This window comes from Nostoc sp. ChiSLP03a (assembly GCF_034531215.2).
Taxonomy (GTDB): domain Bacteria; phylum Cyanobacteriota; class Cyanobacteriia; order Cyanobacteriales; family Nostocaceae; genus Nostoc.
Genome location: NZ_JAVRBQ020000182.1, coordinates 1 through 14,047, shown reverse-complemented (window position 1 = coordinate 14,047; position 14,047 = coordinate 1). Strand labels below are relative to the sequence as shown.

Sequence of the window (14,047 nt, the reverse complement as noted above, 5' to 3'; positions counted from 1 at the left end):
TACTATTCCTCAGAGTTAGCTTCAGCAGTTTGATACGCTTGTAGGAGTCTAGCATGATCGAGAGTAAATCCTACTTGCATCGCTATCTGACCAAATAAATCAATCTCAGATTGTTGCCAATCGCGGGGTTCAGAACACTGATGTGCAATTAACAAGCCAAATAGCTGCTCATCTTTAATAATTGGTGCTACTAAATTTGCTTTCACGCTAAAAGATTCGAGCAGTTTGATGTGACAATCAGTCAAACTAGACTCATAAATGTTGTTGATTGCGACAACGCGACCAGATTGGTACTTTTCTATATAGCTTTCAGTAAAACAAGGGTCGTGAATTTTAGACCGCAAAACTTTGGGATAACCTGGAACCACTGATTCAGCAATAATAATTCCGAACCAATTAGCGTAAAAGCTATAAATCAAAACTCGGTCAGTACTAAGTGCTTTGCGAACCTCTTCCACAGTAGTTTTGATGATATCCTCTTCCTTGAGGGATTGGCGAATGCTGCGGATAATATCCACTAGTAACTGACTTCGCATCCTTTCTGCTTCGATTCTTTGCAGGAGTCTTGCATGGTCGAGAGCAAATCCGACTTGCATCGCTATCTGACCAAATAAATCAATCTCAGGTTGTTGCCAATCGCGGGGTTTGGAGCATTGATGTGCAATTAACAAACCAAATAGCTGTTCATCTTTAATAATGGGGGCTACTAAATTTGCTTTGATAGCAAAGGATTCGAGCAGGTGAATGTGACAATCAGCTAAACCTGCTTCATAAATGTTGTTGATTGCCAGAACGCGACCAGACTGATACTCTTCTACATAGCCTTGACCGAAACATGGGTCTTGGATTTCAGCTCGTAAAACTTTTGGGTAGGTGAGAACAACTGATTCAGCAATCACTGTTCCAGACCAATTACCATCAAAGCTATAAACCATCACTCGGTCAGCACTCAGAGCTTTGCGAACCTCTTCCACAGTGGTTTTGAGGACATCCTCTTCGTTGAGTGATTGGCGAATAATGCCGATAGTATCTGCTAACAATTGACTTTGCACACCCTCAGCCTCGATTCGTTGCAGGAGTCTTGCATGGTCGAGAGCAAACCCGACTTGCATCGCTATCTGAGCAAATAAATCAATCTCAGATTGTTGCCAATCACGGGGTCTGGAGCATTGATGTGCAATTAATAAGCCAAATAGCTGTTCATCTTTGAGAATTGGGGCGACCAAATTTGCTTTGACAGCAAAGGATTCGAGCAGGCTAATGTGACAATCAGCTAAACCTGCTTCGTAAATGTTGTTTGTGGCTACAACGCGACCAGACTGATACTTTTCTACATAACCCTGACCGAAACAGATGTCTTGAATTTCAGATCGCAAAACTTTGGGATAACCTGGAACTACTGATTCGGCAATTATAATTCCAGACCAATTAGGGTAAAAGCTATAAACCAGTACTCGGTCAGTACTCAAAGCTTTGCGAACCTCTTCCACCGTTGTTTTGAGGACATCTTCTTCGTTGAGCGATTGGCGAATGCTGCGGGTAATTTCGATAAATACCTGAGCTTTATTTGCTTTGGTATCTACTTGTTGTAGAAGCTTGGCATAGTCAAGGGCAAATCCTACTTGCATGGCTATCTGAGAGAACAAATCAATCTCAGACTGTTGCCAAGAGCGAATTCTAGAACACTGATGTGCAATCAATAAACCGAATAGCTGTTTGCCTTTGAGAATAGGTGCGACTAAATTAGATTTGACAGCAAATTGCTCCAGCAACTCAATATCAGCATCACTAAGATCGCCTTGATGGATATTATCAATAGCATGGATCTTACCATTCTGATATTTGTCTATATACCCTGCCTCAAATCCAGGCTCGGAGACTGTAACCCCTAATATTTTTGGTAAACCAGGTGCTACTGATTCGGCGATAAAGGTTCCATTATAGTTGGAGTCGAAGTAAAAGATGGTGACGCGATCGATGCTTAAAGCTTTACGAATTTCTTCTGAGGTAGTTTTGAGAACATCTTCTTCATTGAATGATTCTCGAACCCAACGGGTAATTTTGATTAATATTTGGGAATAATCGGCTTCGGCTTCTTTCTCTTGTACCAAAACGGAAAGCAGGTCTGTGAAGGAGGTGATGTTTTTCTCTAACATCACTAATTCATCTTGGCTAGCGATGAATACTTGAGTAAACTCACTGTCTGGACGTAGCTTCTTTTTAATATTATTAGAAATTGCCGCAACGTTGCTGACTCGACTCATAACTCGATTCGCCACAAAAACAGCGATCGCACCTGCTACAATTGCTGTCACTCCCATACCAGTTAACAAGAGTGACAATTGTCTTTGTAGAGCAAGTTCAGTTTCTGTACTCTCTTGTCTGATTTGCTGAGTTTGTGTGTTAATTAAATTAATCCCATAGTTGTAAGTAGCTGTCCCAATTGCAACTACAGGAAGAACACTGATACTTAGTGCCCAAACTATTGCTTTAGTCTTTAAACTCCATTTTTGTTGCCAGAGTCTCTGTTGACGATTTCGTCTTGCTTGGTTTTGAAAAAAAGACTGACTCATAAATGAAACCTGGATTGCTGCAAGTGAGAATCAAGTAAATAACCTCACCACCAAATTCTACATAAAACTTATAAAACAAGGACTGGCTTTCAGGAGTATTTTAAGGCACTAATGTTCTAGGTCATGTCCCATAATGCTTTTGTTTGCTTGAAATTCAAAAAAATTGGGTCTGATTAACAGGTTTGTCAACAATCTTATGGCGATCGCTTGGTTGGAATGTCTTATTTTCTCATTAGGAGTTGTAGTTTGCTGACAACACAGCCAAACAATCTTTATTTTTTAACGAGAGTTTTACAAACTTGTTTTCACAGTTACCCTTACCCGTAATCTCATGTCCGTTTGATTACTGACATTAGTTTTCAAGTACATGAGGGACAAAATGCAGGATTCATGCATCAGACACAAAAAGTTGTACTTCCTGCCCCCTGCCCTCCATAGCTTAATCTGCAATCAACTCGACTGCATCTCGTCCATCAGAATTTTGTAAGTAAACTTTGACAACTTCTTCTTTAGCTGTAGGCAACTTCTTGCCAATAAAATCTGGGTGAATTGGCAATTCTCGATGGCCTCTGTCTACTAACACAGCTAAACGAATCACCTCTGGCCTACCGTAATCGTTGACTGCGTTCAAAGCCGCGCGAATCGTCCGTCCTTTGAAAATCACATCATCCACCAGTACAACTGTTTTTCCCGTAAGATCGAAAGGAATTTCGCTTTTCGTTGGAGTCCGCAATCCAATTTTGTCAAGGTCATCTCGATAAAATGTAATGTCCAAAGCACCCACTGACACTGCTACACCTTCGAGCGTCTCAATCTGACGCGCCAATAATTCGGCTAATAACGCACCCCTGGTATAAATACCAAGAAGCACCAGTTGAGACAAATCACGCGTCCTTTCGACAATTTGAGAAGCAAGACGAGTCAAGGTACGACGGATTTCTTCGGATGAGAGGATTTCAACTACTTTGGCAGACATAGCGAGTGATAAGTTAGGAGTGATGAGTTAAGAGTTAGGAGTTTTTATTCTTAACTCCTAACTCCTAATTCCTAACTTTATATTTATCATTACCTATTTGGGAGCATTAAGAATATTGCGATCGCTATCCCTAACCATAGCAAATAACAATATCGAGTCAGCTGTAAAGCATTCTGAATAGAAGTTGCAGTAATGGGATAAAGAGCATCTCCTAGCAGTGGTTTGTACTTAGCTACCCCCCGATACCAATTTGTACCCCCTATCTGCACACCTAAAAATGCAGCATAGGCGCACTCACTCCAGCCAGAATTGGGACTAGGATCGTTAATTGCATCCCGACGACAAATGTGCCAAATATGCATCGGTTTACCCGATAGCAGTGCCAGAGTCACGACTGTTAACCGACAAGGTAGCCAAGTCAAATAATCTTCTAACCGCGCACAGAACCACCCTAAATAAGTATAGGGTGCTTCCCGATAGCCCACCATTGAATCAAGGGTACTGCTGGCTTTATATGCTAAAGCTAAAGGAGTTGGCCCCACAACTGGTATAAAGACACCAACAATTGTATAAAAAAGCGGAGCCATTACCCCATCGGTGGCATTTTCTGCAACCGTTTCTAAAACAGCTCGGTAAATTTCTGCTTGTGAGAGGTTTTGAGTATCTCGACCAACATAATTACTTAAAATCTTTCGAGCCTTCTCTAAATCTCCGATTGTTAAAGGTTGTAAAACAGCCTCCGCTGCTACTCGCAAACTTCTGCCAGCAAAACAACTAGCCAAAAGAATGCTATTTATGGCAATTCCTAAGAGTGGATGAACCCATCTGGCAATTTGAATCATCCAAAAGCCAACAAGACCGCTACCAATTATCAAGATAATACCTAGTACAATTCCAGCTAGACGTTGTGTTAGAGAATTTTGACATAAGTGGAGAAAAAATTTGGTTAGGCGAGAAATTACCCACCCCATAATTTGCACTGGATGAGGCCAATCCCAAGGGTCGCCAATTAAGTAATCTAAAAATGCTGCAATTATTAAGATATAGATATTATTAGTCATAAGTCACAAGTCTTGGGTTCAAAGTCAAGGGTCAATCTTTTGACTATTGACCAAAGCAACGGAAACGTCTTTGGCTTTGCTCTTGACTAAACTACAAAACTAGCTTCTTCTCCAAGAGAAGCTTGCCGACTGCGAGCATCGTAATAAAGGTCTGCCAGAGTAATACTGTATAAAGCTTCTTTGAGCTTTTGGTTGAGTCTCTGCCAGAGGCTAAACGTTACCCAATCTTCAGCTTGTGTTGGTACTGGGGTGTAATGAGGTAAATGGCTAGTCTCGCCAACAGCTTCTAAAATTTCTCCTATAGATATTTGTGCAGGCTCTCTTGCCAATTGATATCCGCCGATGCTACCACGAATTGATTTCACTATTGACGCACGACGCATTTCTATTAGTAGTTTTTCGAGGTAAGGAGCTGGGATATCTTGGCGTTTTGCGATCGCTTTCACAGATGCAGGCCCATATCTTGGCTGTAAACTTAAATCTAGCAACGCCTTTACACTATAGTGTCCTCTGGTAGTTAATTTCATTTTGGCAAGTTTTGTTGTTTGTCCTTTGTGATTTGTCATTTGTCATTTGTTCTTTGTAAATAACCAATGACCAAGACTTCAACTTTTTGATGACGCGCTGTTCGCGTTCGCTCAGTACAAGTAACCAATGACCAATGACTAAGGATCAGTTTTACTTATCATTCTGTAACTCGGTTATCATCCTCAGCAAATAAATAACCTTTTGAGCTTTAGTTTAGAAAACTTAAAACTTCTATAGTCTAGCAGTAATTCACAAACTATATCTATATATATAGTTATCAGCATTGCCAGCATTCTCTAAAATGAATTGTCTTGCCAATATTGGTAATGGCATAACAATTGTGCATCTGAGTGTAATATACTTGGCTAGGTTGAGATAAAAACTAAAGGATTATGTTCCTGTTAGCTCAACCTCAGCTAAAATAAAATCGATTCAAACACTTCAAACATTCATTTTCGACCTAAGTTGATGCCTAAACAGAAAAAAATTGAACCCTTACTCGGCGAAGAACTGCTCAAAAAAGTCAAAGAGCTAGAGAACGAGAGCAAAGAAGACAAAGCTAAGAAGTGCGGCTACTATACCGTTACCAAAAATGGTATAGAGCGCGTCAATATGATGAAGTTCTTAAATGCCCTAATTGATGCTGAAGGCATTCAGTTAGACAGTACACCCAGTGCTAATGGGCGTGGTGGACGTAGTGCTAGCTATAGAATTAGTGTGCAATCGAATGGTAACTTACTGATAGGTTCAGCTTATACAAAACAGATGAATCTTCAACCAGGAGATGAGTTTCTGATCACTTTAGGCAAAAAGCACATTCGTCTGAGACAGGTAGATCCAGAAGATCGTGAAGATGATGAAGCCATAGAAGCCACGGCTTAATAAATGGTCATTAGTCAATTCTCCTTTGTCATTTGTCCTTTGTCCTTTGTGAAAAACAATGACTATAAACAGTCATTAGTCAAGTGTCATTTGTCTTTTGTGAAAAATAATGACCAATGACCAATGACCAATGACCAATGACCAATGACTAATGACTAATGACTATATCTGTAGTAGGTAAGACTGGTAAATAGTGGCGAAGTGCCTTGCGCGTAACTGCTAAATTACAGGTTAATGCAATTTGCTCTTTTTCTAATAAACCCAAAATGCGATCGGGTTTGTCTCGTGCTACCACTGGTAATTGATGTAAACCTCGAAGACTCATCCGGTCTAAAGCCTCAGATAAAAGTTCATCTTGCCATGCATAGAGAATTTCAGTAGTACAAATGTCTATGAGGGTTTGACTGGATAAATTATCGGGAATTTCGGTTAGGGGATTTGGATATGTTTGCCAAATAGCAAGGGCACGGTTAATATCTTCCAAAGAAAGTATACCAACTAATTGCTCTGCTTGATCGAATATTAAAGCACTACGAACGCGATCGCGGGTCATTTCCACAGCGGCATCTAATACTCCCAAAGTTGCAGGTAACTTTTTGGGATAAGGGTACATGGCATCTTCTACTAAAATTTGTTGCACAATTTCCGATTGTTCATCTTTCAATTCCGAAAGACCAATTTGTTGTAGATTAGAGTTAGAGTTAAAAGTTGGTTTAATCCTTTCTACTAGCCAAACACTTAAACCCACAGCTGCCATCAACGGTAAAACAATCCGATAGTCACGGGTTAATTCAAACAGCATTAAAATAGCCGTTAACGGCGCTCTCACACTAGCAGCTAATACTGCTGCCATTCCCACCATTGCGTATGCTGGGGGAGCCGCCATTTGATCGCAAATTGTCGGGAATGCTACAGCCAAAATTTTGGCGTAAGCCGATCCGAAAGAAGCACCTAAAAACATTGCTGGTGCGAACAAACCACCAATGAAACCACTACCTGCACTAATTGCAGTCATCAATAATTTCACTACCAACAACACCACCAATAAGTAGAGTGGAAACTCCACATCTTGAAGCATTGCTTCTACAGTTTCATAACCGACACCCAGAATTTGCGGGAACTGCAAAGCAACAGCACCAATAATTGCACCGCCAATAATTGGATGAATCGGCTGAGGAATTCGCCCTAAAAAATCAAAACCTGGAACCTTCCCAGCAAAGCAAGCTTTTGCTCCCCGAATTGATTGAGTATAAGCCAGAGAAACGAGGCTGGCCCCTAAACCTAAGCCAAGGTAAAGAGGTAATTCCAAAGGACTGCGAACTTGGTAAACAGGTAAATCAAAAGCAGGTTGGGCCCCCAAACCAATTTGGGCAATTAATGCTGCTACCACCGCAGCTAAAAGCACCACGCTGACAGCAGAAGTAGCGAAAGATGTCGCTCCCATCACCACCTCTAGAGCAAAAAATACTCCAGCGATGGGAGCATTAAATCCCGCCGCCAGTCCCGCCGCCGCGCCAGCACCCAACAGCAAACGTTGTCGTTCCTGAGATACATTTAGGATCACAGAGAACAACATCCCAAAATTTGCGCCAATTTCGACACTCGGCCCTTCTGGCCCCAAAGAAGCACCGCTCCCTAAAGTAACAGATGCGGCTAGCATTTTGCTAACTGGTCTTAGTGGTCGCTTAATCTCTGTTCCCTGAGAGGCGGCGATGAGAGATGAAAGTCCAGGGCCAAAGTCTTGAGTACGCCAACGCATCAAGCCAACAATTAATCCGCCAAGGGTGGGAACGCAGGCTAAAGTCCATGCACCCCAGCCGCCAATTTGACCCATTAAATTTTCCAGCATCAGCTGGTGAACCAACTGGATTAAATAGTGAAAGGTGACTACACCCATACCAGTACCACCGCCAATGAGCATGGCTAAAAACAGCACAACTGTTTCTGGGGATGGCTGAAAACGATTAATTAGGTGAGCTAAACGAGCGGAAGGTGTAGGAAAGGCAGGTTGTTCCGTTACCTTCCTCAGTTGAGTGGGAGGCAAGAGAGTCATTGAGAGGCGGGGTAAATGTAAGAAAAAATTTAAATTTTTATCTGTTACTTATCATTGTGAGCCATTATTTAGCAACCGGACAAGTAGACTTTATTTGCTTAACTTACAAAGCTTTAGCTAAAAATGTCATTGTGCAAAATTTGTGTGGGGAGAATGGTTAAATGAGAGACAATTATTATTTAAGGGTCAGCGATGCCTAAGTTGAGCGTAGCTGCGGCTAGTGGGGTGTGAGCGAGCGCCAACACTATTTTTTCTAGAGACAACAAAGTTTTTTGGCTGGGTGGAAGTACCCGTAAACATTAACCATGAGTCATCCTTGTTTAAATCTAGCTATACTCGTGTTGCGACTATTGAGGCATCCTTGGTAGTAATAGAATGTATGTATGATTGATGCCTGATATCAGATCGTACTATTGATTGACCCCAATTCAATATAGCTATTGTTATAGAGCGAGTAAGTGGACTAGGCGGACGAGGTAAATGAATATACACACTTTTGATAATCATTATGTTACTTGCCCAATTTGCCAAAGAAATGCTACGCCTAAACCAGTTAAAACACGCATGGGTTTGTTTTGCTGTCCCTATTGCCAGGAAAGGCTAGTAGTTTGCCAAAGTGGTCATTATGTCCGCGATCCGTTTACTTGGAGACAATTGATGATGTCTTCATCGCTACGTCGTCAAAGCCGACCTTTAGCGAGGATTCTCAGAGATTTTATCCTACTCAAGCGTCCGATGGTAGCCTTGGCTGTAGGTAGTGCAATTTTCTTTGGTGCGATCGCTCTGACCCAAGAAAAAACAAGTTACGATCGCCAAATTCTTCCCACAACAGAGAAAGTTAATGAACCAGGAAACAAATCCCAGTAAATCGATTACTTTGATTTTTGTAATATTATAACTAAATACTTCGAGCAAACCGTGTCTTCTTACCCCAAATAAGACGCGGTTTTATATTATGTCAGCTTCCAGAGCGATCGCCCATTAAGTAAGTACTTTAGTACCCAAGATAACTATTTTCAGCACTAAAGTGCTAACTACAAACTATTGTTTATTTATGCTTATCTAATTATATCGATTTAAAAATCGGAACACTACAGCATCTAAGATTTACTGTCCGGCAAAACTTGGGGTGAAAACATTGCCTGCAACGACTCATAGTAAGCGAGAAAATAAGCAGCTTGTTCTGGTTGCAAACGAGAGCGGATTTCAGTACCGAGCAAGTAAATTAATTGCCGCACCAATTCCCAGCGCACTTTTAATCGAGGATATAACATGACACACAAGGGAAATAGCTCTTGTTGTATGGCACTAATGTTGTTCTCCAAAATACAGACCCATAGATATACCTGGAACATCTCTATATCACGGACACTGGAAATGTTAATGTTAGTATCACTTAAGCGACCTGTATGGCATTGATAGTTGGGATACATCTGCATCACCCGTTCTGCAATCTCGGTCGCAATCTCGCTGCACAAGGGCAAAAGTTGCTGGACAGCTTGTAATGGTGGCGCGTCGTAAGCATATTCTGCTGCTGCCTGGTAAGCACGCTGGAGCGGCATATAGAGATGGTCGTCAATCACTTTGAAGTAATCCCTCAGCGATGCTTGTTGCACTGGTGGTGTTAAATTCAGTAGTATTTGTCCGCTGTAGTGAAACTGCATACTAATGAACCCAATTACTCTCGGATCGTCTGCTGTATATTTCTGTCGAATTTTTCCCAAATCCCTAGCAATCCATGTAGAAAACTTTGCTGGGGAAATCTGTTCAGCATAGGCTGAGAGGGCAGTTTGATAAATCTGGTGGGTATCCTTTGCAACTTCCCACGGATCGATTAATTCAGGGTCGATTTGATGCCGAATCACCTCTTGAGACAAAAGCGCTTCTGTTCTTCCCCACGCTTGCAGACTTGTGGTTCGCAGTGCCTGCGTTAACGTTTTTGCAACCTCATTTGCAATTTCACTGACCTTGAGAACTTCGATGCGATTGTCCTGTTCGGCTAAATTTCGCAAATACTTCTTCGCCCACGCTTCTGAAAATGGTTGATTTGCTTCTTTCTCAATCCTTCTGGCTGGTTCTGGTAACGATGAAAGATTTTGCGGCACTATAAACACCCAATTGCTAAATTTAATGAATGAAATATTTCGTAATAAATATTTCAAGCATAGAGAAATCAATCTCGCCAGCAAAACCGCAAAATTACGCAGTTTATCATTTCTTCAAAGTAAATCGCAGGTTTTTTATACTTTTTGGAAGAACGCGATCGCTATAAAATTATCATTACCTTTTGGGCAACGATCTGATTTTTTCCTGAGAAGGGGACAAGTAGGGGGGCAGGGGAGAAATCAATTCAAAATTCAAAATTCAAAATTCAAAATTAAAGAACTTCTGCCTCCTGCCTCCTCTTTCCCAATGCCCAATGCCCAATGCCCCATACTTACAATCTATTGATATCTTTTGTGACTAATTTCCAACCTTCAGCTTGGTCAATTAACTTCATCGACTCTAGTTGAAGATTTTTGAAATCAGATACATTCAGCAGGAAGTAGGGTTGGCCGTTGTAGTGCCAATAATATTCTAGTTCACCAACAGAAGCGGGAATGATGGTGCGATCGCTATAATAATCCAACGAAGGACGATGGTAAGGAAAGGATGTGTAAATCTTCCTCGTCGCTGGATTTGCTCGGACAATCATGGCAGCGACTGGTTTAACTGGATAGGCTTCTGATAATTCCCAAACCCAGTAGTTAGATTTCATTAACAGCAACAGCGAAATATAACTTCCCCAAAACAAAATCTTCAGAAATTGTCCGTCACCTCGTTCTGCCAATATGGCTGCTAAGGTCATAGTTAATGCTACGGCGGCAAAAATCAGTTGTAAGTCTGTTTTTGGTGTTGTACCCGAACTGAAATAAATACTACCAGCAGAAGCAGCTACAGCAAGTATTGCCAAACCAGCAACCCAAGCACGGGGATAAGATGAGAGTAAAGGCGAATTTTCTGTATCTGATAATTGGATACCAAAAGCTAAAGCTAAACTAGGGTAAATCGGGAATAGATACCAGGGAACTTTGGTAATCATGAAAGAAATTACCATTAGATAAACCCCACTCCACGCCATTATTAGTTTTGCCCAGCTAAGGTTGCGATTTTCCCAGGTTAAGCGGACAGTTTGTGGTAAGAATAATAACCACGGCCATGTGTATTTGAGAAGTTCAATCACATAGTACCAAGGTGGTTCAGAATTACCTTCTACAACTGAGCCAATTCGGCCTAGTGATGGGTTGGCAATACCAATTTGGGCGAAAGTATAACCATAGTGAATTAGTTGCGCACCATACCAACCAGCTACAGGTAGAATGCCAATTAAGATTGCAATCCAGAGATAGTAACAAGTGAGCAGTCGTGGCGTATCCCAAAACAGAAATACAATTGCGATCGCACCGAGTAATACGCCGAGCAGTCCTTGAGTTAAACAAATAAACCCAAAGCTAATGCCAACACCAAGACAATAACGTAAATCTCGGCGCGATCGCAACACGCACAACATCATCACCATCAAAAAACTTACAATCGCCCCATCCAACATTGCCAGCCGCCCATGACGCACCACGGGTAGCATTGTTAAGTAAATTAAGGCGCTATAAATAGCAGCCCAACGTTGGCGAAATATTTCTCGAGCAATGCAATACAGTAAAGGTACAGATGTTGCTGTTAAAATTGCTCCGGGTAGGCGCGTTGTCAACTCATTTTCGCCTCCTAGAGAATAAGCCCAAGCTATCAGCAAATGCATCAAAGGCGGCTTGTTGTGATATGGTTCGCCTCCTAACGTTGGGTAAAGCCAACGCATTGAACCTGCTGGGGCATGCCAAATTTCACGAGCAACCTGTGCCACAGTACCTTCATCCCAATCTCGCAGCGGCAATCCTCCCAGATTGATGCTAAACAGTAATACTGCTGCCAACAGCAATACTATTAGCCATACCCAATCAATCCATTTTCCAACCGTGCGATGCTGTTTTTCCAGATGACTCCAAATAAAGCTTCCTTCTTGCATATTCTCTGGTAATCATTTTACTTGCTGGTTTGATTACATAGAGACATCTAGCGAATCTCCAATGTTGCCACCCAGTAACAACTTATGTTCTTAACAATTGCTAGTTTCCAAGATTAACTCAATTTTTTCTAATTAGCGCTATTTTTTGAAAAAATTATATTGGTTGTTTAAATAACATTTAACTCAACAATTGATAAAAATAATACAAGTAACCCATAATTTTTTACATAGTTAGATAGTCCGTAAATAAACTTATATGATATTTTGAAGGTAACGCTTAGTTCCAATTTTATTCACTTATTTTTTGTCTGGCTAATTCCATATTTTTCAACTAATTGCTACAGTCATTTAATGGCATACTGAATATGTTAAATAATTGCCTACAATTTTTTGAAAAATAGTAGTTTTACGAAAGATATAATTATTTGTTTTTAAAAAAACTATTAATAAAAAATATTATTTAATAAAAATATTTCAAAAACCTAATTTTATTATTTTAACTTTAATTAAGTAATTCTTGAATTGAAATATTTATGATTTACAATATTTGAAGAATTTTGGATAACAATAAATAGCTAAAAATTATTGGAGACTGTCAATGAATTTACCTGTAGTTGTAGATATTACTCTTGGCTTGGTTTTTATTTACTTGATTTTGAGTTTGCTAGCTTCGGAAATCCAAGAACTAATTGCCACATTATTACAATGGAGAGTTAAACATTTAAGAACTTCAATTGAATTACTTTTATCAGGTGGTAGTGAAAGTGAAAAATCAGATATTATTAATGCAATCCATCTAGTACAGAAACTTTATAACGATCCTTTGATTAATACTTTGAATCAACAAGCTAAGGGGAAATTAGAAAAGCATTTCCAGGAAATTACTAAAAAACCTGATAAAATAGTCCTAGAAAAACAAAGCGGCCCTTCCTATCTACCTTCTGAAACATTTGCAGTAACTTTATTAGATACCTTAAAAATTCCTCAGCTAATTAATTACGTTAAACATCCTAGTGAAGAAACAAAAACTAACTTACAGATGATATTAAGTTCTTACAAAGAACTAAAAAAAGGTATCAATAATCCCAACAGTGCAAGTTACACAAAAATTCAAAAAATTTATGGAGAGATTGACCAGAAATTTATAGATTTTGTTAATAATGAGTTACCTGATGAAGTTCCTAATAATTTAATTAAGAGCCTTAGTGTAATTGCTCAACGTAGCAGGATAAAGATTGTCGATCTCTCCGAAGAAGTAAATCAATTTAAAAATGAAGTAGAAACATGGTTTGATCGCTCGATGGATCGAGCAAGCGGTGTTTATAAGCGAAATGCCAAAGGAGTTGCTATTTTAATTGGAATATTAGTCGCCTTTTTAACTAATACTGATACATTCCACTTGGTTAGAAGACTATCGGAGGATTCGGTTATCCGCTCTACTATTACTCAAAGTGCAAGTCAACGAATCGATTATCTCAATGATGAAGCAGCCAGAAAAAATATTGAAAAACTATTAGGAAATTCTTCCATACCGATTGGATGGCAAAATATTAATCAACAGTTTGAGTTATTAGATACGACGAAATCGAATATAATTTACATCAGAATTTCACAGGTTTTTAAATTAATTTGCGGTTGGATAGTGAGTGGTTTTGCTATTGCTATGGGTGCGCCTTTTTGGTTTGATATCCTCAATAAAGTTATCAATGTGCGAAATGCAGGCCCAAAACCTGTTGCGTATACTAAGGATCAACCTCCTCAAAAATAGTGTTTCATTTACAGCAGTTTTCTTTTGCATGAGGTACAAATTCACTGGTTTTGAGGCAGGAGGCAGAAGGCAGGAGGCAAGAGGGAGAAGAATAATTTGATTTGCGAATCCTTGGTTCTGTACCTCATTTAGTTGCAAAGTGCTGTAAA

10 protein-coding genes are annotated in these 14,047 nt (G+C 40.1%); 3 read left to right on the top strand and 7 right to left on the bottom strand.

The features are described from left to right. Positions 1–2: 2 nt before the first annotated feature. The 4 genes from RMY32_RS30540 to RMY32_RS30525 all read right to left on the bottom strand — a co-directional run bounded on the left by RMY32_RS30540 (position 3) and on the right by RMY32_RS30525 (position 5,137). The gene (locus tag RMY32_RS30540; protein WP_322711746.1) at positions 3–2,573 is read right to left on the bottom strand and encodes a GAF domain-containing protein; all 2,571 of its coding nucleotides are present in this window, start codon (positions 2,571–2,573) and stop codon (positions 3–5) included. Between the two features lie 439 nt (positions 2,574–3,012). Then, positions 3,013–3,549: a bifunctional pyr operon transcriptional regulator/uracil phosphoribosyltransferase PyrR gene (gene pyrR / locus RMY32_RS30535; protein WP_322711745.1), complete on the bottom strand. Its 537-nt coding sequence runs from the start codon at positions 3,547–3,549 to the stop codon at positions 3,013–3,015. A gap of 89 nt (positions 3,550–3,638) precedes the next feature. Then, on the bottom strand, positions 3,639–4,610 hold the full coding sequence (gene cbiB / locus RMY32_RS30530) for an adenosylcobinamide-phosphate synthase CbiB (protein ID WP_322711744.1): 972 nt from the start codon (positions 4,608–4,610) through the stop codon (positions 3,639–3,641). 86 nt (positions 4,611–4,696) lie between these two features. Further along, a complete protein-coding gene (locus RMY32_RS30525) occupies positions 4,697–5,137 on the bottom strand; it encodes an Rrf2 family transcriptional regulator (protein WP_322711758.1) in 441 nt (146 codons plus the stop codon). Between the two features lie 469 nt (positions 5,138–5,606). On the opposite strand from RMY32_RS30525, the gene RMY32_RS30520 reads away from it, so the two are divergent. Next, positions 5,607–6,020: an AbrB family transcriptional regulator gene (locus RMY32_RS30520; protein WP_322696373.1), complete on the top strand. Its 414-nt coding sequence runs from the start codon at positions 5,607–5,609 to the stop codon at positions 6,018–6,020. A gap of 148 nt (positions 6,021–6,168) precedes the next feature. On the opposite strand, the gene RMY32_RS30515 is transcribed toward RMY32_RS30520, so the two are convergent. Then, positions 6,169–8,073: a chloride channel protein gene (locus RMY32_RS30515; protein WP_322711743.1), complete on the bottom strand. Its 1,905-nt coding sequence runs from the start codon at positions 8,071–8,073 to the stop codon at positions 6,169–6,171. A 480-nt stretch (positions 8,074–8,553) separates the two neighbouring features. Here RMY32_RS30515 and RMY32_RS30510 point away from each other — a divergent pair, with 480 nt between their 5' ends. Next, entirely contained in the window at positions 8,554–8,940 is a 387-nt protein-coding gene (locus RMY32_RS30510) for a hypothetical protein (RefSeq protein WP_322673143.1), read from the top strand. A gap of 233 nt (positions 8,941–9,173) precedes the next feature. Here RMY32_RS30510 and RMY32_RS30505 read toward each other — a convergent pair whose 3' ends face one another. Both RMY32_RS30505 and RMY32_RS30500 read right to left on the bottom strand, forming a co-directional pair. Then, on the bottom strand, positions 9,174–10,178 hold the full coding sequence (locus RMY32_RS30505; RefSeq protein WP_322711742.1) for a hypothetical protein: 1,005 nt from the start codon (positions 10,176–10,178) through the stop codon (positions 9,174–9,176). A 332-nt stretch (positions 10,179–10,510) separates the two neighbouring features. Beyond that, positions 10,511–12,130: a glycosyltransferase family 39 protein gene (locus tag RMY32_RS30500; protein ID WP_322711740.1), complete on the bottom strand. Its 1,620-nt coding sequence runs from the start codon at positions 12,128–12,130 to the stop codon at positions 10,511–10,513. A gap of 598 nt (positions 12,131–12,728) precedes the next feature. On the opposite strand from RMY32_RS30500, the gene RMY32_RS30495 reads away from it, so the two are divergent. Then, positions 12,729–13,898 carry a hypothetical protein gene (locus RMY32_RS30495; RefSeq protein WP_322711739.1) on the top strand — a complete coding sequence of 390 codons (1,170 nt, stop codon included), beginning with the start codon at positions 12,729–12,731 and terminating at the stop codon, positions 13,896–13,898. The last annotated feature ends 149 nt before the right edge of the window (positions 13,899–14,047 follow it).